Origin of the sequence: Mycolicibacterium boenickei (genome assembly GCF_010731295.1) — a bacterium.
GTDB lineage: Bacteria > Actinomycetota > Actinomycetes > Mycobacteriales > Mycobacteriaceae > Mycobacterium > Mycobacterium boenickei.
In genome coordinates, this window is sequence record NZ_AP022579.1 from 5,906,374 (window position 1) to 5,931,386 (window position 25,013).

The 25,013-nt window shown below is 67.4% G+C and carries 27 protein-coding genes and 1 pseudogene; 18 read left to right on the forward strand and 10 right to left on the reverse strand.

All coding sequences use genetic code 11. The features are described from left to right. Window positions 1-68 precede the first annotated feature (68 nt). Complete coding sequence (locus G6N57_RS28320; protein ID WP_077743419.1) at window positions 69-860, forward strand: purine-nucleoside phosphorylase; 792 nt, start codon at window positions 69-71, stop codon at window positions 858-860. Here the strand turns inward: G6N57_RS28320 and G6N57_RS28325 are convergent. After that, the gene (locus tag G6N57_RS28325; RefSeq protein WP_077743418.1) at window positions 857-1,402 is read right to left on the reverse strand and encodes a TetR/AcrR family transcriptional regulator; all 546 of its coding nucleotides are present in this window, start codon (window positions 1,400-1,402) and stop codon (window positions 857-859) included. The genes G6N57_RS28320 and G6N57_RS28325 overlap by 4 nt on opposite strands. A gap of 100 nt (window positions 1,403-1,502) precedes the next feature. Between G6N57_RS28325 and G6N57_RS28330 the strand changes: the two genes are divergently transcribed. Next, a complete protein-coding gene (locus G6N57_RS28330; protein WP_097925777.1) occupies window positions 1,503-2,651 on the forward strand; it encodes an FAD-dependent oxidoreductase in 1,149 nt (382 codons plus the stop codon). A gap of 16 nt (window positions 2,652-2,667) precedes the next feature. Then, window positions 2,668-3,435, forward strand: coding sequence for a hypothetical protein (locus tag G6N57_RS28335; protein ID WP_077743416.1), 768 nt, complete (start codon window positions 2,668-2,670; stop codon window positions 3,433-3,435). Here G6N57_RS28335 and G6N57_RS28340 read toward each other — a convergent pair. Next, window positions 3,390-4,484, reverse strand: a complete 1,095-nt coding sequence (locus G6N57_RS28340; RefSeq protein WP_077743415.1) for an AbrB family protein — start codon at window positions 4,482-4,484, stop codon at window positions 3,390-3,392. The genes G6N57_RS28335 and G6N57_RS28340 overlap by 46 nt on opposite strands. Window positions 4,485-4,594: 110 nt before the next feature. Between G6N57_RS28340 and G6N57_RS28345 the strand changes: the two genes are divergently transcribed. Genes G6N57_RS28345 through G6N57_RS28355 form a run of 3 tightly spaced genes read left to right on the forward strand, consistent with a single transcriptional unit; the run spans window position 4,595 to window position 8,184 of the window. Then, window positions 4,595-5,041, forward strand: a complete 447-nt coding sequence (locus tag G6N57_RS28345; protein WP_077743414.1) for a MarR family winged helix-turn-helix transcriptional regulator — start codon at window positions 4,595-4,597, stop codon at window positions 5,039-5,041. Then, window positions 5,038-6,654 (forward strand): phospho-sugar mutase, encoded by a 1,617-nt coding sequence (locus G6N57_RS28350; protein WP_077743413.1) that lies wholly within the window; start codon window positions 5,038-5,040, stop codon window positions 6,652-6,654. The genes G6N57_RS28345 and G6N57_RS28350 overlap by 4 nt, the downstream gene beginning before the upstream one ends. A gap of 12 nt (window positions 6,655-6,666) precedes the next feature. Beyond that, a complete protein-coding gene (locus G6N57_RS28355; RefSeq protein ID WP_077743412.1) occupies window positions 6,667-8,184 on the forward strand; it encodes a hypothetical protein in 1,518 nt (505 codons plus the stop codon). Here the strand turns inward: G6N57_RS28355 and upp are convergent. Continuing rightward, window positions 8,166-8,789 carry a uracil phosphoribosyltransferase gene (upp, locus tag G6N57_RS28360; protein WP_077743411.1) on the reverse strand — a complete coding sequence of 208 codons (624 nt, stop codon included), beginning with the start codon at window positions 8,787-8,789 and terminating at the stop codon, window positions 8,166-8,168. The genes G6N57_RS28355 and upp overlap by 19 nt on opposite strands. Window positions 8,790-8,998: 209 nt before the next feature. On the opposite strand from upp, the gene G6N57_RS28365 reads away from it, so the two are divergent. The 6 genes from G6N57_RS28365 (at window position 8,999) to G6N57_RS28390 (ending at window position 14,145) form a co-directional block, all read left to right on the forward strand. After that, a complete protein-coding gene (locus G6N57_RS28365) occupies window positions 8,999-9,625 on the forward strand; it encodes a sigma-70 family RNA polymerase sigma factor (protein ID WP_077743410.1) in 627 nt (208 codons plus the stop codon). 34 nt (window positions 9,626-9,659) lie between these two features. Continuing rightward, the gene (locus G6N57_RS28370; protein ID WP_077743409.1) at window positions 9,660-10,397 is read left to right on the forward strand and encodes an SDR family NAD(P)-dependent oxidoreductase; all 738 of its coding nucleotides are present in this window, start codon (window positions 9,660-9,662) and stop codon (window positions 10,395-10,397) included. A gap of 167 nt (window positions 10,398-10,564) precedes the next feature. Then, window positions 10,565-10,864: a hypothetical protein gene (locus tag G6N57_RS28375; protein ID WP_234815579.1), complete on the forward strand. Its 300-nt coding sequence runs from the start codon at window positions 10,565-10,567 to the stop codon at window positions 10,862-10,864. Between the two features lie 2 nt (window positions 10,865-10,866). Continuing rightward, window positions 10,867-11,934: a C40 family peptidase gene (locus tag G6N57_RS28380; protein WP_097925776.1), complete on the forward strand. Its 1,068-nt coding sequence runs from the start codon at window positions 10,867-10,869 to the stop codon at window positions 11,932-11,934. Window positions 11,935-12,006: 72 nt separating this feature from the next. Next, entirely contained in the window at window positions 12,007-13,281 is a 1,275-nt protein-coding gene (gene satS / locus G6N57_RS28385) for a protein export chaperone SatS (protein WP_077743407.1), read from the forward strand. A gap of 45 nt (window positions 13,282-13,326) precedes the next feature. After that, window positions 13,327-14,145, forward strand: a complete 819-nt coding sequence (locus G6N57_RS28390; protein ID WP_077743406.1) for an alpha/beta fold hydrolase — start codon at window positions 13,327-13,329, stop codon at window positions 14,143-14,145. Between the two features lie 15 nt (window positions 14,146-14,160). Here the strand turns inward: G6N57_RS28390 and G6N57_RS28395 are convergent, their stop codons facing one another. The 7 genes from G6N57_RS28395 to G6N57_RS28425 form a co-directional block, all read right to left on the reverse strand. Continuing rightward, window positions 14,161-15,546, reverse strand: coding sequence for a DUF1254 domain-containing protein (locus G6N57_RS28395; RefSeq protein WP_407666000.1), 1,386 nt, complete (start codon window positions 15,544-15,546; stop codon window positions 14,161-14,163). Between the two features lie 88 nt (window positions 15,547-15,634). Further along, window positions 15,635-15,907 (reverse strand): hypothetical protein, encoded by a 273-nt coding sequence (locus G6N57_RS28400; protein ID WP_077743404.1) that lies wholly within the window; start codon window positions 15,905-15,907, stop codon window positions 15,635-15,637. Between the two features lie 149 nt (window positions 15,908-16,056). After that, window positions 16,057-17,145, reverse strand: coding sequence for an adenosine deaminase (locus tag G6N57_RS28405; RefSeq protein ID WP_077743403.1), 1,089 nt, complete (start codon window positions 17,143-17,145; stop codon window positions 16,057-16,059). A gap of 124 nt (window positions 17,146-17,269) precedes the next feature. Beyond that, window positions 17,270-17,776, reverse strand: a complete 507-nt coding sequence (locus G6N57_RS28410; RefSeq protein ID WP_077743402.1) for a hypothetical protein — start codon at window positions 17,774-17,776, stop codon at window positions 17,270-17,272. A 2-nt stretch (window positions 17,777-17,778) separates the two neighbouring features. Then, window positions 17,779-17,961 (reverse strand): hypothetical protein, encoded by a 183-nt coding sequence (locus tag G6N57_RS28415; protein ID WP_077743401.1) that lies wholly within the window; start codon window positions 17,959-17,961, stop codon window positions 17,779-17,781. Window positions 17,962-18,006: 45 nt separating this feature from the next. Beyond that, on the reverse strand, window positions 18,007-19,299 hold the full coding sequence (locus G6N57_RS28420; RefSeq protein WP_077743400.1) for a thymidine phosphorylase: 1,293 nt from the start codon (window positions 19,297-19,299) through the stop codon (window positions 18,007-18,009). A 49-nt stretch (window positions 19,300-19,348) separates the two neighbouring features. Continuing rightward, complete coding sequence (locus tag G6N57_RS28425) at window positions 19,349-19,747, reverse strand: cytidine deaminase (RefSeq protein WP_077743399.1); 399 nt, start codon at window positions 19,745-19,747, stop codon at window positions 19,349-19,351. A 213-nt stretch (window positions 19,748-19,960) separates the two neighbouring features. Between G6N57_RS28425 and sdhC the strand changes: the two genes are divergently transcribed. The 6 genes and pseudogenes from sdhC (at window position 19,961) to G6N57_RS28455 (ending at window position 25,010) form a co-directional block, all read left to right on the forward strand. Continuing rightward, window positions 19,961-20,377, forward strand: coding sequence for a succinate dehydrogenase, cytochrome b556 subunit (gene sdhC / locus G6N57_RS28430; RefSeq protein ID WP_071533379.1), 417 nt, complete (start codon window positions 19,961-19,963; stop codon window positions 20,375-20,377). Between the two features lie 47 nt (window positions 20,378-20,424). Continuing rightward, window positions 20,425-20,847: a succinate dehydrogenase hydrophobic membrane anchor subunit gene (locus G6N57_RS28435; protein WP_003882378.1), complete on the forward strand. Its 423-nt coding sequence runs from the start codon at window positions 20,425-20,427 to the stop codon at window positions 20,845-20,847. Between the two features lie 3 nt (window positions 20,848-20,850). After that, window positions 20,851-22,605: a succinate dehydrogenase flavoprotein subunit gene (sdhA, locus tag G6N57_RS28440; protein ID WP_019345705.1), complete on the forward strand. Its 1,755-nt coding sequence runs from the start codon at window positions 20,851-20,853 to the stop codon at window positions 22,603-22,605. 2 nt (window positions 22,606-22,607) lie between these two features. Then, window positions 22,608-23,393, forward strand: coding sequence for a succinate dehydrogenase iron-sulfur subunit (locus tag G6N57_RS28445; protein WP_003882376.1), 786 nt, complete (start codon window positions 22,608-22,610; stop codon window positions 23,391-23,393). Between the two features lie 115 nt (window positions 23,394-23,508). Then, window positions 23,509-24,123 (forward strand): annotated as a pseudogene (locus tag G6N57_RS28450) (carboxymuconolactone decarboxylase family protein); the annotation flags it as partial. Window positions 24,124-24,218: 95 nt separating this feature from the next. Next, on the forward strand, window positions 24,219-25,010 hold the full coding sequence (locus tag G6N57_RS28455; RefSeq protein ID WP_077743398.1) for a phosphatidylethanolamine N-methyltransferase family domain-containing protein: 792 nt from the start codon (window positions 24,219-24,221) through the stop codon (window positions 25,008-25,010). Window positions 25,011-25,013: the final 3 nt, after the last annotated feature.

Below are 25,013 nucleotides of genomic sequence, written 5' to 3' on the forward strand. Positions count from 1 at the left end.
CACTGTGCGGATTTGTTCTTCGCGCGAGCGCTCATCACGGCGGTTTCCGGCGGTTAAGCTCGCCTATCGTGACCGATCCCCAGGCGTCCAGCCAGGCAGCCGCCTCCATCGCAGAGCGCACCGGCGTCGATCGCCACGACGTCGCGGTCGTGCTCGGTTCGGGTTGGGCACCCGCGGTGACCGAGCTCGGCGATCCGGTCGCAACGGTGCCGATGGCCGATCTGCCGGGCTTCACCCCGCCGAGCGCGGAGGGCCACGGTGGCCAGGTGCACTCGCTGCGCGTCGGTGATCACCGGGTGCTGGTGCTGGCCGGCCGCATCCATGCCTATGAAGGCCATGACCTGCAGCACGTGGTGCATCCGGTGCGGACTGCGGCCGCCGCGGGCGCATCCACGGTGGTGCTCACCAACGCGGCGGGCGGGCTGCGTGCCGAATACCGGGTGGGCCAGCCGGTGCTGATCAGCGACCATCTCAACCTCACCGCACGGTCCCCGCTGGTCGGGGCACAGTTCGTCGACCTGGTCGACGCCTATTCCCCCGCGCTGCGGGCGCTGACCCGCGAGATCGAGCCGACCCTGGCCGAAGGCGTCTACGCGGGGTTGCCGGGCCCGCACTACGAGACCCCGGCCGAGATCCGGATGCTGCGTACCCTCGGCGCCGACCTGGTCGGTATGTCCACGGTGCACGAGACGATCGCCGCCCGGGCCGCGGACCTGCAGGTACTGGGCATCTCGATGGTGACCAACCTGGCCGCGGGGATGACGGGTGAGCCGCTCAGCCACGCCGAGGTGCTCGAGGCCGGACGTCAGTCCGCAACCCGGATGGGTGCGCTGCTGCGTTCGGTGATCGAACGGATCTAGCCGACGAGATATCGCTGCAGCGTGGGACCGATCCAGTCGACGACCTGCCGGCGGGGCATGTCGACCAACGGCGGGAATTCCAGCACGTAGCGACACAGGGCCATCCCCAGCACCTGCGACGCCGCAAGGCTGGCCCGCACCGGGGTGTCGGGGGCCTGACCGGTCAGTTTGGCGATCGCCGGCGCGAGTTGCGCGGCGAAGATCGTGCGCATCCGCTCGGCGACGGCCTCGTTGGTGACGCCGGCCCGCAACAGGATCAACAGCACCTCGTCGCGCTCCCAGCGTTCCAGGAAATGCGCGGCCAGCGCGGCGCCGACCTGCTCATGCGGCACCTGGGTGAGATCGGGTAGCTCGAGATCGAATTCGGCCGCCGCGGCGAACAGCCGTTCCTTGTTGCCGTAGTAGCGCATCACCATCGCAGGGTCGATCCCGGCATCGGCCGCAATCGCCCGGATGGTCGCGCGCTCGTACCCGTCGGCGGCGAACCGCTCACGAGCCGCGGCGAGGATGACGGACTTGGTCTCGGCTGCCGGTCGTCGCATGTCAACAATTGTAGGCCAACAACCGTTGACATTGCGCGCAAAGACTCCTACCTTGAAGTCAACAGTTGTTGACCAACGGTTGTTGACAAAGGAGCCGAAGATGCAAACGACCACTACCGACGTCCTCATCGCCGGAGCCGGACCCGTCGGCCTGACCGCCGCCATCGTGCTCATCCAGCACGGTCACGACGTGACAGTCGTCGACCGCCAGACCGAGGGCACCAACACCTCGCGGGCAGCCGTCGTTCATCCCCACACGTTGGAACTGCTGGAGCCCTACGGCGTGGTCGACGAACTCGTCGCGCGAGGAGTGCACACCCCGACGTTCGCCATCCGGGACCGAGACGAACTTCTGATCGCGGTGCCGTTCAGTGACTTGCCGACGCGCTACCCGTACACGCTGATGATCTCGCAGGCCGACACCGAGGCATTCCTGCTCAACCGGCTGGAGGAACTCGGCGGCAAGGTGGTCCGCCCGGCGTCGGTCACCGAGATCCGGCAGTCCGACGATCACGCGATCGCCACCTTCTCCGACGGCCGGGAAATCCGGGCCAGGTACCTGATCGGCGCCGACGGCATGCACAGCACGGTCCGCGACCAGGCCGGGATCGCGTTCAGCGGCGGCACGTACGGCGAATCGTTCGCGCTGGCCGACGTCCGCCTGTCCGGCGGCGTGCCCGCCGACGAGGTGATCCTCTACTTCTCACCGGCCGGACTGGTCGTGGTGGCGCCGTTGCCCGACGGGCTGTACCGCATCGTCGCCACCGTCGAGGAAGCGCCGCAGCACCCCGACACCGCGTTCGTGCAATCACTGCTGGATGAACGCGGCCCGGTGGCGCGGCCCGCCGTCGTCGAAGAGATCGTCTGGGGATCGCGCTTCCGGGTCCATCACCGGGTCGCCGATGCGTTCCGCGCCAACCGAATCCTGCTGGCCGGCGACGCCGCCCACGTGCACTCCCCCGCCGGCGGGCAGGGCATGAACCTCGGGATCGAGGACGCCGTCGTCCTGGGCGAGCACCTGTCGCAGGTGCTCGACGCCGTGGCCGACGACGGGTTGCTCGACGAGTACGCCGCCGCCCGGCGCCGCACCGCACGCGGCGTCGTCTCGATGACCAGCCGGCTCACCGAACTCGCCACCGCATCAGCCCGCCGCCGCCCCATCCGCAATCGCGTCATGCGCCTGGCCGGCAAGCTGCCCGCCGTTCGCCGGGCGTTGGCCTGGCGGTTGTCTGGTCTGGACCGACGTTGAGCAGAGGAGAAACCCGATGAAGCTCGTCAATGATCAACTCGCGGAACCGGTCCGGCTCATCCCGCCGACGGACAACGGATTTCTGCTGCTGGCAGCCGAGGCCGGGCGGTGGGCCGGGCCGCTGCCCCTGCCGTCCCGCACGCGCCGCCGACTGGCCGAGCGTCTCACCGGCTACGCCGAACAGCTGACGAGACGCGACGACGTCGTCGAGGCCGTGGTGTTTCGGGCAGCGTTGCGGCCACCCGGTGAAGGGGCGGCACTGCTGGCGCGCGCGGGAGTCCGTCCGGCCCGTTACGACCTGGTTGTTCTGATCCGCACGACCGACGTCGACGTGACCGGCAGCGTGCGAGCGGACGACGCCTATCGCGCCATGGTTTCCGAGATCCGCCGAGAGGCACGGCACACCTATTACATGGCGGCCGACAACGTCGCCCGGATCGCCGACGTCGACCACACCACCGACCGCTGGTTCCTGTTCAACTACTTTCACTGTCACTCAGCCGAAACGGTCTATGCCACATGGGAATACACAGCAGGATGGTTCCAGCGCCACACCGCTCTGCCTGACTCGACACTGCTCTCCCCGCGGCCCGGCGAGCCGAGCGATTACAGCGTGGTGAACCACGCCGGCTGGCCGGCACTGCGGGTGTTCCTGCCCAGTCTGCTGTTCCGTCGCAGTTTCCGGTCGTTCGTGCTGGCCAATTTCAAGGCCAACGACGTCGCGGCTCAGCCGGTCATCTATCGCCGGGCGGCGGCGACCGGCTCGTCTACTGCCCGACCCTGACGCCGCCTGCCCAACCGCGCCATCACCCGGGCCATCAGCGGCGCCACGAACAGCATGAGCAAGACCCTTAGCACCTGGGCGGCGATGATGAACGTGACGTTGGAGCCGGTTTCGACCGCGGTGGCCAGCACCGCGTAGACCCCACCCGGGCTGGTCGCCAGATAGCCCTCGAGTTGCGTCGCCCCGGTGACGTCGGCCAGCACCACACCGAGGCCGGCCGTGGCCACCCCGAGCACCACGATCAACGTCAACGCCAGCGGAAGGATCCGGCCGATGGCACGCAGCGACTCGCGGGTGAAGGCGATACCGGCCTGCCAGCCGATCACCATGTAGGCCGCCTGCACCAGCACCGCCGGGACCGTCAGTCCGAAGGACAGGCTGGTCAATTGCAGTGCGACAGTCAGGGCCAGCGGGCCCAGCAGCCCGGCCCCGGGCAGTTTGACCCACCGGCCGCCGACCGCACCGACAGCCACGATGACGGCCAGCATCGCCAGGCTCAGATACCAAGGTGCCGAATCGGTTTCGATCGGGGCTGCCGGATGCGACCGATCGGCATGGAAGACAAGGGTCACCACGAGCGGAATGGTCGCGGTGACGAGTGCGACCCGCAGGTATTGGACGACGGAGACGACGCGATCGTCGCCGCCGAGTTCACGCGCGATGGCCACCAGACCCGACGCACCGCCTGCCACGAGAGCCAGCGACCCGGTCAGCGGGCTGACATCGCGGTGCAATCCGAGCAACCCGCCGGCCACGATGCTCAGGACCAATGTGGCCACGGTGATCGCCAGCACGATCGCCCAGTCCGAGCCGATCGCGCTGACGGCATCCCGGTGGACCATCGTGCCGATGTAGACGCCGAGCACGCCTTGGGCGATCACCCCGGCCAGGCGCGGCATCCGTTCCGGGGCCAACGCGGCCAGGGCCAGCCCGATGCCCACCACCAGCCCGGCGAACAGCGCGGCCGAGGGAACCCCGACGAGGTTGAGCGGCACGGTGACGACGACAGTGGCGATGACCAGCAGTGCCCACCGCAGCATCCGCGTCATCCCGTCTCGCACCTCCTACCGAAAATAGTAAGGCATCCCTTCAAACTAATGATTTACCTGCAGGGATCTAAATGCCACGATAGGCGTAAATACCAAGGTATAACTTGTCTATGGCAGCAACATCAGCGACCGAACTACGCGAGTCGATGATGGCGGTGGCCCGCCAGATGCGACGGCACCGCCCAGACCACGGACTGACCTTGAGCCAGCTGGAACTACTCAGCGAGACCAGTCGCAGCGGCACCACGACCCCCGCCGAGATGGGCGCTCGGCTGCATGTCCGAGCACAGTCGCTGACCGACAGCATCAATGAACTCGTCCGCCGAGGCCTGATCGCCCGGCGTCCCGACGACAATGACCGTCGGCGTCAGCTCATCGAGATCACCGCGGCAGGGACGTCGTTGCTGCAGGCCGACCGCGCCGAACGGGACGCCTGGCTGCACGCCACGATGCGGGAGAACCTGACCGAATTGGAGTTCGATCTCTTGATGCTGGTAGCACCGGTCCTGCGCAAGCTGGCGTACTCCGACGTCACTGAGGGCACACTTGGGTCATGACCTCCATCGCGACCGCCGCCGCCGAATGGATCGCACATGACCCCGACCCTCAGACCGCGGCCGAATTGTCCGCCTGCAGCCCGGATGAGCTCGACCGCCGATTCAACAACCCGCTGACTTTCGGCACCGCCGGGCTGCGCGGACCGTTGCGCGGCGGGCCCGACGCGATGAACCTGGCCGTCGTCATGCGCACCACGTGGGCGCTCGCACAGGTGCTCAAGGACAGATGCCTGGGCGGGTCGCACGTAGTGGTGGGCCGTGACGCGCGGCACCGCTCCGACGAGTTCGCGCTGGCCGCGGCCGAAGTGCTTGCCGCCGAGGGTTTCCAGGTCCTCCTCATGATGGCGTCCGTGCCGACACCAGTGGTCGCCTACACGGTCCGGCATCTGCCCGCGGTGGCCGGGATCCAGATCACCGCATCGCACAACCCGCCCACGGACAACGGTTACAAGGTGTTTCTCGACGGCGGCATGCAGCTCATCTCCCCCGCCGACCGCGAGATCGAGGCCGCGGTGGCCCGCGCCCCCTACGCCGACGAGATACCCAGGGCCGCAGTGGAAACCGGTGGCCTGCACCAGGTCTACGGCTACCTGGAACGGGCCGCGCGGGTACGCCGCACCACGGGTTCGGTGCGAGTGGCCCTGACTCCGCTGCACGGTGTCGGCGGCGAATACGCCCTTGATGCACTTGCCCTGGCCGGATTCGACGACGTGCACGTGGTCGAGGAACAGTTCAACCCCGACCCGAACTTCCCCACCGTCACCTTCCCCAACCCCGAGGAGCCCGGCGCCGTCGACGCACTCCTGGCCCTGGCCGACGATGTCGACGCGGAGATCGCGATCGCGCTGGATCCCGATGCCGACCGGTGCGCCGTCGGAGTGCCCGGACCGGACGGCTGGCGCATGCTCACCGGCGACGAAACAGGTTGGCTGCTGGGCGATTACATTCTGTCCCAGCTCGAGCCGGGCCCGGTCAGCGAAGCGGCCCTGGTGGCGAGCACCGTGGTCTCGTCGCGGATGCTGGCATCGATCGCGGAGGCCCACGGTGCCCAGCACGCCGAAACGCTCACCGGGTTCAAATGGCTGGCCCGCGCCCAATCGCCCGGCAACACCCTGGTCTACGCCTACGAGGAAGCCATCGGTCATTGCGTCGACCCGGCCTCGGTACGCGACAAGGACGGAATCAGCGCCGCGATCCTGGCTGCCGACCTGGTGGCTGCGCTGCGCGATCAGGGTCGCACCGTGCTCGACGCCCTCGACGATCTGGCCAAGTTCCACGGCGTGCACGTGACGGGGGCCGTCACCCGCCACGTCGATGATGCCCAGGCCGCCATGACCCGGTTGCGCGAGTCCCCGCCGACCGAGTTGGCCGGCATCACCGTCACCACAGAGGATCTGCTGGCGCGAGTCGGCCAACAGCGCACCGACGCCCTGATCTTCACCGGCAGCGACGCGGACACCTCGGTTCGCGTGGTGGTCCGACCGTCGGGGACCGAGCCGAAACTCAAGTCCTACACCGAGGTCCGCTGCGCGCCGACCGATGATCTGAACACCGCCCGGGCGCATGCCCAGAAACTCAGCCAGGATCTGGCCGACGCGGCAGCACGCTGGTAGCCGCAAAACGCGATGCCGGACTGGACCTATCAACCGCTGCGCCCCATCGCGTCAGCGGTCATCGGGGAACGCCGTACCCAGCGCTGGGCCCTACGGTTCTTGGCCACGCTGGTCGAGGCGGGCGGGTATCGCTGGATTCCGCGGGTTTTCGACCATCCACCGGTCCCGCCCGACTGGGTGGGCCGGTTCGGGGCCGTGGTCCCGCCGGCTGTGGCTCGCGACGCCGTGCTGGTGCTACCGGTCCAGGGGGCCGGCCTGATCGAGATCGCGCCGGTATCGGCCGGCGACGTCGAGACCGTCCGGGAGGCCGCCTCCGGCCGCCGCTGCCGTGTCATCGCCCGCGTGGATTCGGCCGAGGTCGCCGATCTGCTCGCCGGTGACGTCGACGAGGTCGCCGTCGGCCCGGCGGGCGACACTCACTATCTGACCGACCCGGACGTCGCTGCCGCCGTCGACGCTCTTCGGGATCCCGGCGTCGTCGTCCTCGCCCGACCCACGGTGCTGCTGGCGACCGGACCAGGCTGGTTCAACCGCGTGATCGAGGCGGCGGCGCAACCGTCACCGCGGCCTCCCGGCCTGGCCGACGCCGGACTCAACCCGTTTCGTTGGCCGGGCTGGTTGTGGGGTGTGCTGGCCGGGCTCGGATTGATCGTGGCCGGAATCGGCGCGGGCGCCATCGCACTGGGGCCGGTGTTGTTGAGCTATGACCGTTCCTATCTCGGCCTGGGACTGGACGACCTGCACCGGATCAACGACAACCTGGTGCATTTCATCCAGCATGACCGGATCAGCATGGCAGGCAACATGATCGGCCTGGGCGCCCTGTACACCGGACTGTGCTGGGGTGGCATCAGACGTGGTCTGGTCTGGGCCCGCAATGCCCTGCTGATCTCGGGGTCGGTCGCGTTTCTCACGCTGTTCTATTTCGTCGGAACAGGTTTCGTCGACCCGCTGCACACCCTGGTGGTGGTGACACTGTTCCCCATGCTGCTCGCCGCGGTGTGGAACAAGCCGGACCCGCCCCGGCGGCGGTCCCTCCCGGACGGTCCGGAGACACAACGCCGGCGCGCGCTGTGGGGCCAGCTGTTGTTCATCGGCCTGGGCGCCGGGCTCGCCGCAGCCGGGGCAACCATCTCCTTCGTCGGACTGACCGACGTATTCGTCTCCACCGACCTGGGATTCATGCACACCCACGGTGCGGCCCTACGGAACGCCGACCCGCAACTGGTCAGCTTCATCGCCCACGACCGGGCCGGGTTCGGCGGGGCGTTGATCGGTTCCGGGCTCGCGATCGCGTTGATCGCGATGTGGGGGTTCCGACGCGGCGAACGCTGGGTGTGGTGGTCGTTGTTGATCGGGTTCGTGACGGGCACGCTGCCGGCGTTGGCCGTGCACTACGCGATCGGCTACACCACCTTCATCCATCTGCTGCCGGTGTACGTCCTCGTCCTCGTCCTCGCCACCGCCGCGGCACTGGTGTTGTCCCGGCCCTACCTGACGGCCAGGTCCCCTCAGCGCGGACCGAACTGACGGTCCCCGGCGTCCCCGAGTCCGGGGACGATGTAGGCGATCTCGTTGAGGCCTTCGTCGATGGTCGCGGTGACGAGCCTCATGTCCGGGGCGACCTTTTCGATCGCCTCGATCCCCTGCGGCGCGCACACCACACACACCGCGGTGATGTCGACGGCGTTGCGTTCCTTCAACAGGTCGATGGTGTAAGCCATCGACCCGCCGGTCGCCAGCATCGGGTCGAGCACGAACACCGACCTCTTGCTCAGATCGTCGGGCAGCGACGCCAAGTACGGCGTCGGGTGATGCGTCGTCTCGTCGCGCGCCATCCCGACGAAACCCACCTGCGCCTCGGGGATCAGGGCGTGCGCCTGGTCGACCATCCCGAGCCCGGCCCGTAGCACCGGCACCAGCAGGGGCGGATTCGCAAGCCGTGAACCGGTGGTGTCGGTGACCGGGGTACGCACCGCGATCTGCTCGGACGCCGCGTCCCGGGTGGCCTCGTACACCAGCATCAGGGTGAGGTCGCGTAGCGCCGCACGGAACCCCGCATTGTCGGTTCGCTCATCTCGCAGGGTGGTCAGCCGTGCGGCGGCCAGGGGGTGGTCGACGACGCGTACATCCATGCGCTGACCTTAACGGTCGGTGGCGCTGCCGTGCAGGTGGATCCGGTGACGGCGCCACGCACTACGGACTACGGGTTTTCAAGGGTCCGCAAGGGGGCACTGCCGAACCAGTCTGAGGTGGCGTCCGCTCTTGTTCCCGAACTTGGAGATCTGATCATGACGAAAGTCGCCGCCGCCCCGTCGACCGGTACCGCGCCCGTGGCCGTCCGATGACCCTGAGCGTCGACGCGGAGGACCTCGACGTCGAGTCCGACGCGCAACTGACGGCCCGGTTCGTCCGGGAGGCCATGCCGTTCCACACCATTCTGTTGCGCACCGCACGACGACTGACGCACAGCCATGCCGACGCCGAGGACCTGGTCCAGGACACGCTGATGAACGCCTACACCGGTTTCCGGCGGTTCGAGCCGGGCACCAATCTGCGGGCCTGGCTGTTTCGCATCCTGCACAACCGGTGGATCAGCACGCACCGGATGAAGCAGCGCCGTCCCGATACATTCGCTGTCGCCGAGATCACCGACAGCGACATGTTCGGCAACGCAATACATTCCGCGACTGCCGAGCGTTCCGCCGAGGACCGCGCCCTCGACGTGTTCTGCGACGACCGCGTCCGCGATGCGGTGTTGACGCTGCCCGAGGGATTCCGAACGGTGTTGTACTACGCCGATATCGAGGGCTTCACCTACGCCGAAATCGCGGCGCTCATGGAAATCCCACTGGGAACAGTGATGTCGCGCATCGCCCGTAGCCGCGAACGCCTGCGGGTTGCGCTTGGCCCCATCGCAGACGACCTGTGGCCGACGCACGAAGCCGACGACACCCAGTGTGTCGCCTGACCGCCAACAGCCTGACCGACGACAGAAGGACACCATGGAATCCGGATCGACAGAACTCAAAGGATACCGCGCGCTGGTCACCGGCGGCACCGCAGGGATCGGGTTGGCCTGTGCCGACCTGCTGGCCCGGGCGGGTGCAGCGGTCACCATCACCGGCAGAGACGAACGACGCGGACGGGACGCCGCAGCCGCACTCGGCGGGGAGGTCCGATTCGTCGGCGCCGATCTCGGTGACCTGGACTCGGTGCAATCCCTTGCTCGGCAATGTGATCAGCTCGACATCCTGGTCAACAATGCCGCCGCGTTTCCCGGTGCGCTCACCGTGGAACAGGATGTCGCCTCGTTCGAGCAGACCTTCGACACCAATGTGCGCGGCACGTATTTCCTGGTGGCCCAATTGGTGGGCGGCATGCTGGAGCGGGGCCGCGGCAGCATCGTCAACGTCACCTCGATGGTCGCGTCGAAAGGGGTGCCCGGCGCCTCGGCCTACAGCGCGTCCAAGGCCGCGGTCGAATCGCTGACCCGCACTTGGGCCGCCGAATTCGGTTCCGGCGGTGTACGGGTCAACAGTGTGGCGCCGGGCCCCACCCGCACCGAAGGCGTCCAGGCACAGTGGGGCGACACCAACGAGGAACTCGGCCGGGCCCTGCCGCTGGGACGCACGGCGACTCCCGAGGAGATCGCCCACGCGGTGCTGTTCCTGTCGTCGCCGCGCGCGGCTTTCATCACCGGCTCGACGCTGCACGCCGACGGAGGCGGAACCGCGATCTGAAACGCCTGCCTCGGTCCTGTCGCCGTGCGCCGCTTTCTACTGGAGGGTCGCGATCCTGAGCAAGAGCGACCCTGCGGGAGAAAACGACGCGCGCCAGCACCGCCAGCACCGCCAGCGCCGGCGAAAACTGACGGGAACCGAACGGCGGCGGCCGGCGTCCTAACCACATGCCCGCCGATACCCTGCGCGCCGACCTGGCGGCCATCCGCGCCCTTGGCGACGCCCTCAACGCTCACTCCGCCGACCTGGATGCCGTGGCCGCCACGCTGCGATCGATTCCGGCCCCGGCGCTCGGCCCGATCGGCGAGCGGTTCGCGGCCGCCTTCGCCCAGGCCGTGAGCGCACACAGCGACGCGGTCGCGGCGCTCGGCATACGGACGGGGGCCGGGGCCGTCAACGCCCGCAACACCGCCGCTGACTACTACTCCGCCGGTCAGCGGGCTGCTCAGCTGTTGCCGCGGGTGTAGCGGTGCCCAGCTCCAGCGTCGCGCTGGCCGCGCCGCTCTACGAACTACGGGCTCTGCTGGGCAACAGCCTGCCGGACCACACCGCCGCGACCGCGATGGATGGCGCGCAGGGCGCCCTGTCGGATATCGCGGCCGCGCTCGGGCGATCGTGGGACCGTGCCGCCGTGGATTGGTCGGGCACCGCCGCCACGGCGGCCGGGCAGTTCACCGCCGGCGCCGCTGCCGAGGTGACGGCGTTGGCCGAGCGGGCGCAGGCCTTGGGCGCCGCGGCCCGGGACGCGGGTTCGGCTGTGGCGCAGGCCAGGTTGCGTCTGCAGGCGATCATCGACCGCTTCGAGGAACGCGCCGCCGAATTGACTCCCCACCTCGATGAACCGGGGGTGGCCCAGGAACTGCAGGCCGAGGCACGACGCGCGATCACCGAGGCCACGACCGTCGTCGACGAACTGACTGCCGAACTGGACAAACACTCCGGCTCACTCACCGCCCCCGCCCCCGCCCTACCGCCCGCGACGGGGATGCACCCGGGCTCGGCGGGTTTCCCCGCTCCCCTCGGCTCCGGCGGTTTCACAGCGGCCCCGGCGGGGTTCACCGGGGGTGCCCCTGCCGCCGCCTCGCTGGGTGCCGATCGCTCGGACGCCCCGCTCGGACTCCGCGACCCGGGGATGTTCGGCGACGGAGTAGCGGTGCGACTGCCCGACGGCAGCACGGCGACGGCGCCCAATGCCGTGGCCGCGGGCGCCGTGCGGCACGCGCTCACCCAACTGGGAGTGCCCTACCGGTGGGGCGGCACCACGCCTGGTGTCGGGCTGGACTGCAGTGGACTGACCCAGTGGGCCTATCACGAAGCTGGTCTGGATATCCCCCGGCTGGCCCAGGAACAGGACATCGGCAAGGCGGTGTCGGCGGGATCGTTGCGGCCGGGCGACCTGGCGGTATGGGACGGACACGTCGCGATGATCGTCGGCGGCAACACCATGATCGAGGCCGGTGATCCCGTCAAGCTCTCACCGATCCGGACCACGAATGCCGGTCAGGGCTTTCAGGGATTCTGGCGGCCCACGGCGTGAGTGGTGTGCCGGCAGGCCCCGAACCGGAGACAACCTGACTGGCGTCCAGGAGCCCCCATTAGGCTGTGCCGCATGGCTGCTGACATCGTGCCGGTCCGGCTCGGGCTGACCAAGGGCGACCTTTACACACTCTGGGCTCCGCGCTGGCGGGACGCCGGCGACGAGTGGGAGGCGTTCTTGGGCGAGGGTGACGCCCTGTACGGCTTCGAATCGGTCGCTGATCTGGTGGCATTCGTCCGCACCAACACCGACAACGACCTCGCCGACCATCCGAAGTGGGACAAGCTCACCGCGGCCAACGCGCACAAGCTGCAGCCCGCCGACGACCGCGAGTACGACATCGTCGGGGTCCCCGACCTGGTCGCCGACAAGCCGACGGAGGAATCCGTCGCGAGCCTGCACCGCATCCTGGTGGTGGTGTCTTCGATCGGCTCGGTGTGTGAACTGGCGGCCATCAGCAAGTTCTTCAACGGAAACCCCGTGCTCGGCACGCTCGGTGGCGGGCTGGAAGGCTTCACCGGTCGCTCTGGGCGCAAGCGCTGGGCTGAGATCGAAGCCGTGATCGCCCGGGGCTGGGACGGTGTGCTCGACTCCATCGACGAGATCGTCGCCATTCCGGAGGAAATCGATGCGGACGCGGTCAAGAAGGCCGAGGCCGAGCTCGAGGAGCCGGCGCCCGAGGAGGACGAGGACGACCTCGCGGTCGAGACCGACGACGCCGAGGGCGGCGACGAGGACGACAGCGAGGCCGAGGCCGAGCCCGTGCGCAGCGCGGCGGACACCGCCGTCCTGGGTGACGACGAGGACTTCTGGCAGAAGGTCGGTATCGACCCGGTGCGAATCATGACCGGTTCGGGCACGGTGTACACCCTGCGCTGCTACCTCGACGACGATCCGGTCTTCCTCGGCCGCAACGGTCGCATCAGCGTGTTCAGTTCCGAGCGTGCACTGGCCCGCTATCTGGCCGACGAGCATGACCACGACCTGTCGGACCTGGCCACCTACGACGACATCCGGACCGCCGCCACCGACGGCTCCCTGCGGGTGGAGGTCGCCGAGGAGAACATCTACGTCCTCAGCGGTATCTCCGACGACATCGCCGACGGACCCGACGCCGTCGACCACGACCAGTTGGAGTTGGCCGTCGAGCTGCTGCGCGACGTCAGCGACTACTCCGAGGACAAGACCGTCGACGAGACGCTCGCCGGCACCAAGGCGCTGGGCAAGTTCGTCAGCTACGTGCTCGGCGACGAGAACGCCCGCAAGCCCGTCGCCCCGTACGCCGAGGCGGTCGAGCAGTGGGACGCGTTGGAGCGTTTCGTGGAGTCGCGCCTGCGGGCGGAGTAACCACCGCGGCGATGAGTTCTGGCCGCGGGTGCGGTCAGATCACTCATGACCGCATCGACCAGCCTCTCCACCCACACCGTCGAGGTTCCCGGCGCACGCCTGCACTATGAGGTGCGCGGAACCGGCCCACTGGTGCTGATCCTCGGCGCCCCGATGGCGGCGGCGGAATTCGCGCCGCTGGCGCACGCGCTGGCTGGTGACCACACCGTGGTCACCGCCGACCCGCGCGGCATCGCCGGTAGTTCGGTCGACGATCCGACGGAGAACTCGATCCCCGAGCGCCGGGCCGACGACGTCGCCGCGATCCTCGACGACCTGGGCGCTGCCTCCGCCGATGTGTTCGGCTCCTCGGGCGGCGCGGTGACGGGTCTTTCGCTGGTGGCCCGCCACCCCGGCCGGGTGCGTACCCTCGTCGCGCACGAGCCTCCCCTGTTGGAGTTGTTGCCCGACGCCGCGGCGCAGCGCGCGGCCACCGAGGACATCATCGCCACCTTCAACCGTGACGGGATGTTCGCGGCATGGGGCAAGTTCATGGCGAACGCCGGCTTCGACATCCCGACCGGTGCGCCGGAGATGCCGGAGCTGCCGGAGCCCGGTGATCAGGAGCTGCGCGACGCGGCGCATTTCTTCAACCACGAGCTCCGGTCCACCACCCGGTATCTGCCAGACATCCAGGCGCTGAAACGCGGCCGGGTCGTGGTGGGGCTCGGCGAGGAGTCCGGACGCCTGCTGACCCACCGGACCACGACTGCCCTGGCCGACCTGCTGGGCGCACGTCCGGTGCTGTTCCCGGGCGACCATGGTGGATTCATGGGCGCGCCAGGGGCTTTCGCCGACGTGCTCCGCACGGTGTTGCGCGGCTGACCTATCGGGCGCCGGTCAGCTCTTGACGACTTTCGGCGCGTGCCAGGTGCCGTTGAGCGCCTCTTGTTTGGGCCAGTACAACCGCAGGATCATCTGGAACGGGCCGTCCGGCGCGGGCAGCCAGTTCGCCTCTTTCTCCGGGCCCGGCGACTGATGCTGCACGTAGATCGTCACGCCGCCATCGGGGTCTTTGGCCAGACTCGGCAGCATCGGTGAGTTGATCAGGTACCGGTTGATCGGGTTGGCGACCAGCAGGCTCTGCGGCATCTTGTACATCGTCGTCGACCAGAACGAGTTGACCGGCGGCAACTGCCCGGGCGCGAACCGCACCGTGTAGTTGTTGGCCCCGGTCAACGGCGCCCCAGCCGAGTCGACCGCCAGCACCGGGTAGATGGCCTCGGCGCTGGAGTTGCCGTAGATGCCGAGCACCGCGGCGGCCATGCGGTACAGATAGTTGTCCTTCAACGCCTCCCGGGTGCCGAACAGCTGGCTCGAGGTCACCTGTCCGGTGTCCATCTTGTCCTTCTTGAAGGCGTTGAGCTCGGCCCAGGCATCGGCCATCCCGTCCTGCACCGCCTGCAGCGTTTCTTTGCTCATCGTGTCAGGGTTGAAGTCCCCGTCCGGGCCGATGCCGATGGTGGCGAAGCGAGCCCGAAGTTCCTTCTCCGACGGCACTTCCGGTGCGTACTTCAAGAGGAAGCTGAGGATCTGGAAGAACTTCGGCGAGGTCTTCTGCTCATCGGGAGTCAGTGGCGCGATGAAGTCCACTGCCGGGGCGGTTGCCGCGGGCTGATGGGCGAATGCCGAGAGCGGCTCGACGGTGTAGCCGGCCTGGATCTTCTTGACGTTGTCGATGTCCTTGGGATCGAACAGCTGGGTCCGGTAGATGACCAACGCGAAATCGGTGTCGGAGCGGATCACGTCGGTGATGCCCGCCGGCTTGTCGCCGTTCCAGCCCGGCCCGGCCAAGAGGTACTTGCCACCGCCGTTGCCGGTGGTGCGGCTGCCCACGTAGGCGAAGTTGTAGGTGTAACTATCGATGAACTGCAGCGAGTAGTACCGGCCGGCCTCGATCGGCGGCACGGTGAGCACCAGCGGTTCGGCTCGGAGGTCGGCGCCCAGCATCGTGTAGGGCGTATCGGAGTTGGGAGTCTGGATCGTGGTGTCCTCGGGGGTGAACACCCGGGCGATGCTGTGCGTCTGGTTCCAGTCACCCTTGTACTGCGGGTTGGCCTTGTCGACGAAATACGCGTGCTGGATGCGGTACGAGTCGACCATGGGGAAGCCGTATGTGTAAGCCTCCTTGGCAATCTGGCGCACCGTCTCCGGTGCCGGTGCCGCGGTCGGCGGCTGCTCGGATCCGCCACAACTGACGGCCGCGGCCAGCAGCAGAGCGGCCATTCCGTACGCCAAGAACCTCATCCATCACTCCTCGTCGCGAACGTCACTGGCGCGGCAGATCGCTGCCGCGCCAGTCAGAAGGGAATTATTAGCAGGGGTCGCCCGGCGGCGTGTAATAGGGCACGCCTTCGACTGTGTAGCAAGGAACTTCGCCGGGCACGTACGGCACGTGCGCTGCCGCGATGGCAGCTCCGGTCGCAACATCGCCGGCGACGTTGGTGCATCCGCCGGCGGCGAAGTGGCGACCGTCGGCACCGGCGCAGACGTCGGCACCGGCGGTCGGTACAGCGACCATGGGGAGGAACGCCGCGGCGGTTGCCAGGACTGCCCCGGACAACACTGTCGTGATGGGTCTGGCCATGGGTTCTCCTTATTCAAACGGGGTGCAGCAGGTCGCGACGTCGTCCGATCGCGAACTTGGTCGAGCTTGCTGAATTGTCGCAGCCACGCACCCCGTCGTTACATGGATTGAGCCGAAAATTTTCGCCGGGGTGGATTTGTCCGGCGGCCTCAGCCGACCAGCACCGCGTACCGCGGTTTGATCACCTCGTCGATCAGCGCGAGCCGTTCGTCGAACGGAATGAAGGCCGACTTCATCGCATTGATGGTGAACCGCTCCAGGTCGCTCCAGCCGTAGCCGAAGGCCTCGACCAGACGCAGCATCTCCTGGCTCATGGTGGTGTCGCTCATCAGCCGGTTGTCGGTGTTGACCGTCACGCGGAACCGCAACCGGGCCAGCCGGTCGAACGGGTGCTCGGCGATGCTGGGCGCCGCCCCGGTCTGCACATTGCTGCTGGGGCACAACTCAAGTGGAATTCTCTTGTCGCGCAGGATGGATGCCAGCCTGCCCAGCTGTTGCGTCCCGTCGTCGAACTCGGTGATGTCGTCGACGATGCGCACCCCGTGTCCGAGCCGGTCGGCTCCGCAGAACGCGATGGCCTCGTGGATCGACGGCAGGCCGAATGCCTCACCGGCGTGAATCGTGAAGCGCGCGTTGTTGCCTCGCATGTACTCGAATGCATCGAGGTGACGGGTGGGTGGGTAGCCGGCTTCGGCCCCGGCGATGTCGAATCCGACAACGCCCTTGTCCCGGAACCGGATTGCCAGCTCGGCGATCTCGCGCGACCGGGCGGCGTGGCGCATCGCGGTGACCAGGCATCGCACGGTGATGGTGCGCCCCTCGGCCGAGGCGGCCTTCTCACCGTCGGCGAAGCCGGCCAGCACCGCGTCGACCACGTCGTCCAGCGACAGTCCCCGATCGATGTGCAGCTCGGGCGCGAACCGCACCTCGGCGTAGACGACGTTGTCCGCGGCCAGATCCTCGACGCACTCGAAGGCGACGCGATGTAGCGCCTCGGGGGTCTGCATGACCCCGACGGTGTGGGCAAACGGTTCCAGGTAGCGCACCAACGAGCCGCTGTGGGCGGCCGTGCGGAAGAACGTGGCGAGCTCGTCGACTTCGGTGGCAGGCAGGTCGTCGTAGCCCAGCTGACCGGCCAGGTCGAGCACGGTGGCCGGTCGCAGTCCGCCATCCAGGTGATCGTGCAGCAGGGCCTTGGGAGCGTGCTGGATCTTGTCCAGAGTCAGCGGCGTACTCATGTCCCCATCATGCGCGACGGCGGCGGACCTGCGCCGAGGAAATCACGGCGTTGCTGATGACGATCAGGCCAATACCGCCCCACCCGCACGCATCCAGGGGTTGGCGATGCGGCGGCCAGTCAGGTCACCAACGCATCATCGGCATGGGCCGCAGCGGGTGTCGAGCCGCCCAGCCCGCCGCGGTGCGCAGCAGAAAGCCATGGAAACCCGCATAGGGATGTGCCGCGACGATCTCTGCGACCGCCGCCCGGTCCAGCCCTCCGGCCAGCCCGCCCCGCGTCACGTCGATCCGGTCGGCGATGCGGAAGCTCTCCGCCCAGGTGTCCCGGCAGGGCCGCAGCTTGTGGTGCAGCTCGACCATCTGCCGTACCCGTCCGACGTCGTCGATGTCGTAGTCGCCCGCGAGTTCGTCGACGAGTTTCACCGACGGCCCCAGATAGTCCCATCCGGCGGTGAACAAGCCGATGTCGTGCAGAGCCCACGCCAGCGCAATGTCGTTCGGAACCTCGTCAATACCAAGAAGTTTCAGCTGGTAGTTGAGGCCCCGGTAGACATGGTTGCGGTAGTTCTGCGGTACCGCGAAACGGTCCAGGATCCCGTCGATGAGGTCGTTCGTCATCACCACGGTCATGGTCAGAGCTTGCCACGGACACCCACATCGATGACGGTCTTTCCGACCAGTCCCTGCTCGACCGCGACATGCGCATCCGCGGTGTCTTTGCCGGGGGCCCGTGCTGTCGGTGTAGACGTCGATATTTCCTCGCGGGGCAAGGACATTGACGCCGATACGAGTTTGGCGGCCAGGTCCACCTCCACGATGTGGGTGACCCCCGCCCCCGCTGCCAGCTGATGCGGGCCGCGTCAGCCGATGCGGTCGATGATCAGCGGCCGCGGCGCGGGTGCGGCGTCCCCCACCGTCCAGGCGCCGTCGAGTTCGGCGAGGGCGCCGGGCAGCCGTTCGGCGGTCTCGGTGTACAGCGTGAACAGCGTTTCCCCGGCGGCCACGGGTTCGCCGGGCTTGCGATGGATCCGCACGCCGGCACCGAACTGCACCGGTTCACCCGGCTGAGCACGGCCTGCGCCCAGCCGCCAGGCCGCCAGTGCCAGGCCCATGGCGTCGAGGTCGCCCATGACGCCGCCGTGCGGGGCCGTCACGGTCTCTGTGGCCGCCCCGATGGGCAGCGGGCGGCTCAGGTCCCCGCCCTGGGCCGCCACCAGCGCACGGAAGCAATCCATCGCACTGCCGTCCCGCAGCGTCTGCGCCGGGTCGACGCCACCGACCCCGGCCGCGTCGAGCATCTCCGCGGCCAGCGCCAGCGTCAGTTCGACCACGTCGGACGGTCCACCTCCGGCCAGGACCTCCAGCGACTCGGTGACCTCCACGGAGTTGCCGACGGTCCGGCCCAGCGGGCAGTTCATGTCGGTCAGCAGCGCCCGGGTCGGCACCCCGTTGGCATTGCCCAGGTCGACCATGGTGGCCGCGAGCTCACGCGACTCGGCCTCGGTCTTGAGGAACGCACCGCGCCCGACCTTGACGTCCAGGACCAGCGACCGGGCGCCCTCGGCCAACTTCTTGCTCATCACCGAACTCGCGATGAGCGGCAGCGACTCGGTGGTGGCGGTGACATCGCGCAGGGCGTAGATCTTGCGGTCGGCCGGCGCCAGCTCACCCGCCGCGAACACCGCAGCACCGATATCCCGAAGTTGTTGCCGGATCTGAGCTTTCGACAGTTCCGCGGTAAATCCCGGGATCGCCTCGAGTTTGTCGAGGGTGCCGCCGGTGTGGCCGAGCCCGCGCCCGGCCGCCTGCGGAACACTGGCCCCACATGCCATCACCACCGGCAGCAGCGGGATGGTGATCTTGTCCCCCACCCCGCCGGTGGAGTGCTTGTCCACCAGGGCAAGCGGCTGCCCGGCACGGCGCAGGTCGGTGAAGTCGAACTGCTCGCCGGAGCCGACCATCGCCGCCGTCCACCGGGCGATCTCGGCCGGCGCCATACCTTTCAGGAAGATCGCCATCAGGAGCGCCGACATCTGCTCGTCGGCGACCCGTCCGTGGGTGTAGCCGTCGATCACCCAGTCGATCGCGGCGTCCGACAGCACGCCGCCGTCACGCTTGGTCCGGATGACGGTGGGTGCGTCGAGATGAGGCATGGGCGTAAACCTACTCGCCAGTAACCCGGAGTTGTTGGACCACTTGGCCTTACCGGCGTTCAAGATCATCGGGGCCGAAGGCGTCGGGCAGTAGCTCGCGCAGCGGGCGCGCGCCGTCGGGGTGGTCGATCAACAGCTCGGGGCCGCCGTGTTCGAGCAACACCTGCCGGCATCGTCCGCACGGCATCAGCAGGCCCCCGTCGGGCCCCACACACGACAGCGCCAGCAGCCTTCCACCGCCTCCGGAGTGGAGGGCGCAGGCCACAGCGCACTCGGCACAGAGACCTAGGCCATATGAGACATTCTCCACATTGCATCCGGTCACGATGCGACCGTCGTCAACCAGAGCCGCGGCCCCGACGGAAAATCCCGAATAGGGCGCATAAGCGTGGAACGACACTTCGATTGCCTTGTTACGCAGCAGATTCCAGTCGACAACAACAGTCACGGGAAGACCTCCGGCATAGGTTCTGAATGCATTCCGTAACCCCAATTCCCGACCCACGCAGTAAGATAGGTAAGCCTAACTTCTGTGCGATTTTCAGGTAGAACGGCTCAACCGTAATTCCTTCGCCAGTACAAATGGGTTTAGAGTCGCCCCGAGGTTTGGGGCTAATACACAGGCAGTCCCGAACGTCCACCGTTGACGTTGGAGGGCGAGATGAGTACTCAGACGGAGGTGCCGGCTCCGCAACCCAGGAAAACCCGTCGGCGCACCCTTTACAAGGGTGATCCGGGAATGTGGTCCTGGGTCTTGCACCGTATTACCGGTGCCACGATTTTCTTCTTCCTGTTCGTGCATGTCCTCGATACCGCATTGGTCCGGGTGAGCCCGCAGGCCTACAACGAGGTCATCGAGACGTACAAGACGCCCATCGTCGGTTTGATGGAGATGGGCCTGGTCGCCGCGGTGCTCTTCCACGCACTGAACGGCATCCGTGTCATCCTCATCGACTTCTGGCAGCAGGGTCCCCGCTACCAGCGGCAGATGCTCGCGGTCGCCGTCGGCGTGTTTGCCGTGGTCCTCATCGCAGCACTAGGAGTTCTCGGAATGCACATGACGGAGCGGTTCCTGTGAGCGCGCCAGGAGCGGGCGAGTCGCGATTGGGCCGCCCGGCGCCGGTGATGGAACGCGAGCACGACCGGCCTGCCGCGCTGGACCACCCGCGCGCACCCCGCCGTCCCCGCGGCATTCCGTACTTCGAGAAGTACGCCTGGCTGTTCATGCGGTTCTCGGGTCTGGCGCTGGTGTTCCTGGCGCTCGGCCACCTGTTCATCATGCTGATGTGGCAGGACGGCGTGTACCGCATCGACTTCAACTACGTCGCACAGCGCTGGGCCTCCCCGTTCTGGCAGATCTGGGACATGGCCCTGCTGTGGCTCGCGATGATCCACGGGGCCAACGGCCTGCGCACCATCATCGGTGACTACGCCCGTAAGAACGTCACGAAGTTCTACCTGAATTCGCTGCTGCTGCTGGCGACAGGGTTCACGTTGGTTCTGGGTACCTATGTCCTGGTCACCTTCGACCCGAATATTGGGGGTTAACCAATGATTCAGGAACACCGCTACGACGTCGTCATCGTCGGCGCCGGCGGCGCAGGCATGCGCGCTGCCGTCGAGGCCGGTCCGCGCGTCCGTACCGCTGTGCTGACCAAGCTGTACCCGACGCGCTCGCACACCGGTGCGGCCCAGGGCGGCATGTGCGCCGCACTGGCCAACGTCGAAGAGGACAACTGGGAGTGGCACACCTTCGACACCGTCAAGGGTGGCGACTACCTCGCTGACCAGGACGCCGTCGAGATCATGGCCAAGGAGGCCATCGACGCGGTGCTCGACCTCGAGAAGATGGGCATGCCGTTCAACCGGACGCCCGAGGGTCGCATCGACCAGCGTCGCTTCGGCGGCCACACCCGCGACCACGGCAAGGCCCCGGTGCGCCGGGCCTGCTACGCCGCCGACCGCACCGGCCACATGATCCTGCAGACGCTGTACCAAAACTGCGTCAAGCACGACGTGGAGTTCTTCAACGAGTTCTACGCGCTCGACATCGCGCTGACCGAGACCCCGGCCGGCCCGGTGGCCACCGGCGTCATCGCATATGAGCTGGCGACCGGCGACATCCACATCTTCCACGCCAAGGCGATCGTCTTCGCCACCGGCGGTTCGGGCCGGATGTACAAGACCACCTCCAACGCCCACACCCTGACCGGTGACGGCCTTGGCATCATCTTCCGCAAGGGACTTCCCTTGGAAGACATGGAGTTCCACCAGTTCCACCCGACAGGCCTGGCCGGCCTGGGCATCCTGATCTCCGAAGCCGTGCGCGGCGAGGGCGGCCGGTTGCTCAACGGCGAGGGCGAACGGTTCATGGAGCGCTACGCGCCGACGATCGTCGACCTCGCGCCGCGTGACATCGTGGCCCGTTCGATGGTGCTGGAAGTTCTCGAAGGCCGTGGCGCCGGACCGAACAAGGACTACGTCTACATCGACGTGCGGCACCTCGGCGAGGACGTGCTGGAAGCCAAGCTTCCCGACATCACCGAGTTCGCCCGCACCTACCTGGGTGTGGATCCGGTCAAGGAACTGGTGCCGGTCTACCCGACCTGCCACTACGTCATGGGCGGCATCCCCACCACGGTCCACGGCCAGGTGCTGCGCGACAACACCAACGTCATCCCCGGCCTGTACGCCGCCGGTGAATGCGCGTGTGTGTCGGTGCACGGCGCCAACCGGCTCGGCACCAACTCGCTGCTGGACATCAACGTGTTCGGCCGTCGCGCCGGTATCGCCGCCGCCGAGTACGCCGCCAACCACAACCACGTCGACCTGCCGGAGAACCCGGCCGACATGGTGGTCGGCTGGGTCGGCGACATCCTGTCCGAGCACGGCAACGAGCGCGTCGCCGACATCCGCACCGCGCTGCAGCAGTCGATGGACAACAACGCCGCGGTGTTCCGCACCGAGGAGACGCTGAAGCAGGCGCTGACCGACATCCACGCACTGAAGGAGCGCTACGCGCGAATCACGGTGCACGACAAGGGCAAGCGTTACAACAGCGACCTGCTCGAAGCCATCGAGCTGGGCTTCCTGCTGGAGCTGGCCGAGGTGACCGTGGTCGGTGCGCTGAACCGCAAGGAGTCCCGCGGCGGCCACGCGCGCGAGGATTACCCCGACCGCGACGACACCAACTACATGCGCCACACCATGGCGTACAAGGAAGGCCCCGGGCTGCTGGCCGACATCCGGCTGGACTACAAGCCCGTGGTCCAGACTCGCTACGAGCCGATGGAACGGAAGTACTGATCATGAGTGCACCTGTCATCGACAAGCCAGAAGCCGGCGATCCGCCCCTGCCTCCCGTGCCCGAGGGCGCGGTCATGGTCACCCTGAAGATCGCCCGGTTCAACCCAGAGAACCCGGACGCCGCGGGCTGGCAGAGCTTCCGGGTTCCGTGCCTGCCCTCGGACCGGCTGCTGAACCTGCTGCTCTACGTAAAGGGCTACCTGGACGGCACGCTGACCTTCCGGCGCTCGTGCGCCCACGGTGTGTGCGGGTCGGACGCCATGCGGATCAACGGTGTGAACCGGCTGGCCTGCAAGGTGCTCATGCGTGACCTGCTGCCCAAGAAGGCCGGCAAGCAGCTCACCATCACCATCGAGCCGATCCGCGGCCTGCCCGTGGAGAAGGACCTCGTGGTGGACATGGAGCCGTTCTTCGACGCGTACCGCGCCGTCAAGCCGTACCTGATCACCAGTGGCAACCCGCCCACCAAGGAGCGCATCCAGAGCGCCACCGACCGGGCCCGCTACGACGACACCACCAAGTGCATCCTGTGCGCGTGCTGCACCACGTCGTGCCCGGTGTACTGGAGCGAGGGGTCCTACTTCGGCCCCGCCGCGATCGTCAACGCACACCGGTTCATCTTCGATTCGCGTGACGAGGCGGCCGCCGAGCGGCTGGACATCCTCAACGAGGTCGACGGTGTGTGGCGCTGCCGCACCACCTTCAACTGCACCGAGGCGTGCCCGCGTGGCATCCAGGTGACCCAGGCGATCCAGGAGGTCAAGCGCGCTTTGATGTTCGCGCGCTAGATCTTCTTGCCGACACTGCGTAGCGGGCGTCGACACTGCGGCCAGATCGTGTTTTCGAGTGAAACTGCGATCTGAGCGCAGAGTCGACGCCCGTTTCGCATACTCACCCCGTCTGTCACACATTGCGGGGCTGCCTCGTCTAACCCATATGACCGAGACCAAGACACGAATCCCCGCCGTAACCCCCAAGCAAGCCGGGCTGCTGACTCGCGCCATGTACTGGTACGCCAAGCGCGAATTCGGTGAGGTGCCTGAGCCGTTCGCCGTGGCCGCGAACCATCCGCGACTGCTGGTCGCCAACGGCGTCCACGAGATGCTGTTGCAGGGCGGCTCCAAGAAGCTGCCTGCCACGGTCCGCGAGCTCGCGGTGTTCTGGACCGCCCGGACCGTCGGCTGCTCATGGTGCGTGGACTTCGGCTCCATGCTGATGCGGCTGGAGAACCTCGACGTGGAGCGGCTCAAGTCGATCGACGACTACGCCACCTCGCCGCTGTTCACCGAGGACGAGCGCGCCGCGATCGCCTACGCCGACGCGATGACGACCGACCCGCACACCGTCACCGACGAGCAGGTGGCCGATCTGCGTGAGCGCTTCGGCGACGACGGCGTGATCGAGCTGACCTACCAGATCGGCGTGGAGAACATGCGATCGCGGATGTACTCGGCGCTGGGCATCACCGAGCAGGGCTTCAACTCCGGAGATGCCTGCCGCGTTCCATGGGCTGAGTGATCCCGAGGCGCATCGCGATGCGGCCAGGTGGTAGAACACGTTACAGAAACGGCGGCTACAGCCGCTGAAACCACCTGCTCAGCGAGGAAACGCCCATGCACTGGTACACCGGCAACACGTTCTACGACACCGTGCTGACCGCGGCATTCGCGTTCGCCGCCTTCGTGATCATCGGCGGCTTCTTCGCACAGAGCTCCTACGGGCGGTTCTCGACGACGAAACTCGGCTTGAACCTCAACCCGAAGCTCGGCTGGTGGCTGATGGAGATCCCCGCGACGGTGGTGTTCTTGATCAGCTACCTGGCCGGGCCGCATCGATTCGACCCGACCTCCCTGGTGCTGGCCGCAATCTGGCTGCTGCACTACGCCAACCGGGGCTGGTTCTTCCCGCTGGCAATCCGCCAGGCGCCCGGCAAGCGCGGCACCTTCAACGTGTCGGTGATCGTGATGGGCATGCTCGTCACATCCATGCACGGCTACCTCAACGGGACGCTGTTCAGCCACGACTTCTTCGGGCAATACACCACCGAATGGCTGACCGACCCCCGATTCCTGGTGGGTTTGGTGATCTACCTCTGCGGATTCGCGCTGCTGGTCAACTCGGAATCGATCGTGCGGAACCTGCGCGACAAGAACAATCCGGGCGGTGCCGAATACCGGATTCCCTTCGGCGGCAGATTCCGGTTCGTCACCAGCCCGGCCTACCTGGGCGAGATCGTCGCCTGGTCCGGCTTCGCGCTGCTGACCTGGGCGTTGCCCGGCGTTGCAATCCTGTTGATCACCGCGGGCAACCTGATCCCCCGGGCACTGGGCACCCACAGCTGGTATCAGGAGAAGTTCCCCGAGTACCCCACCGACCGCAAGGCCCTGATCCCCTACGTGCTGTGACAA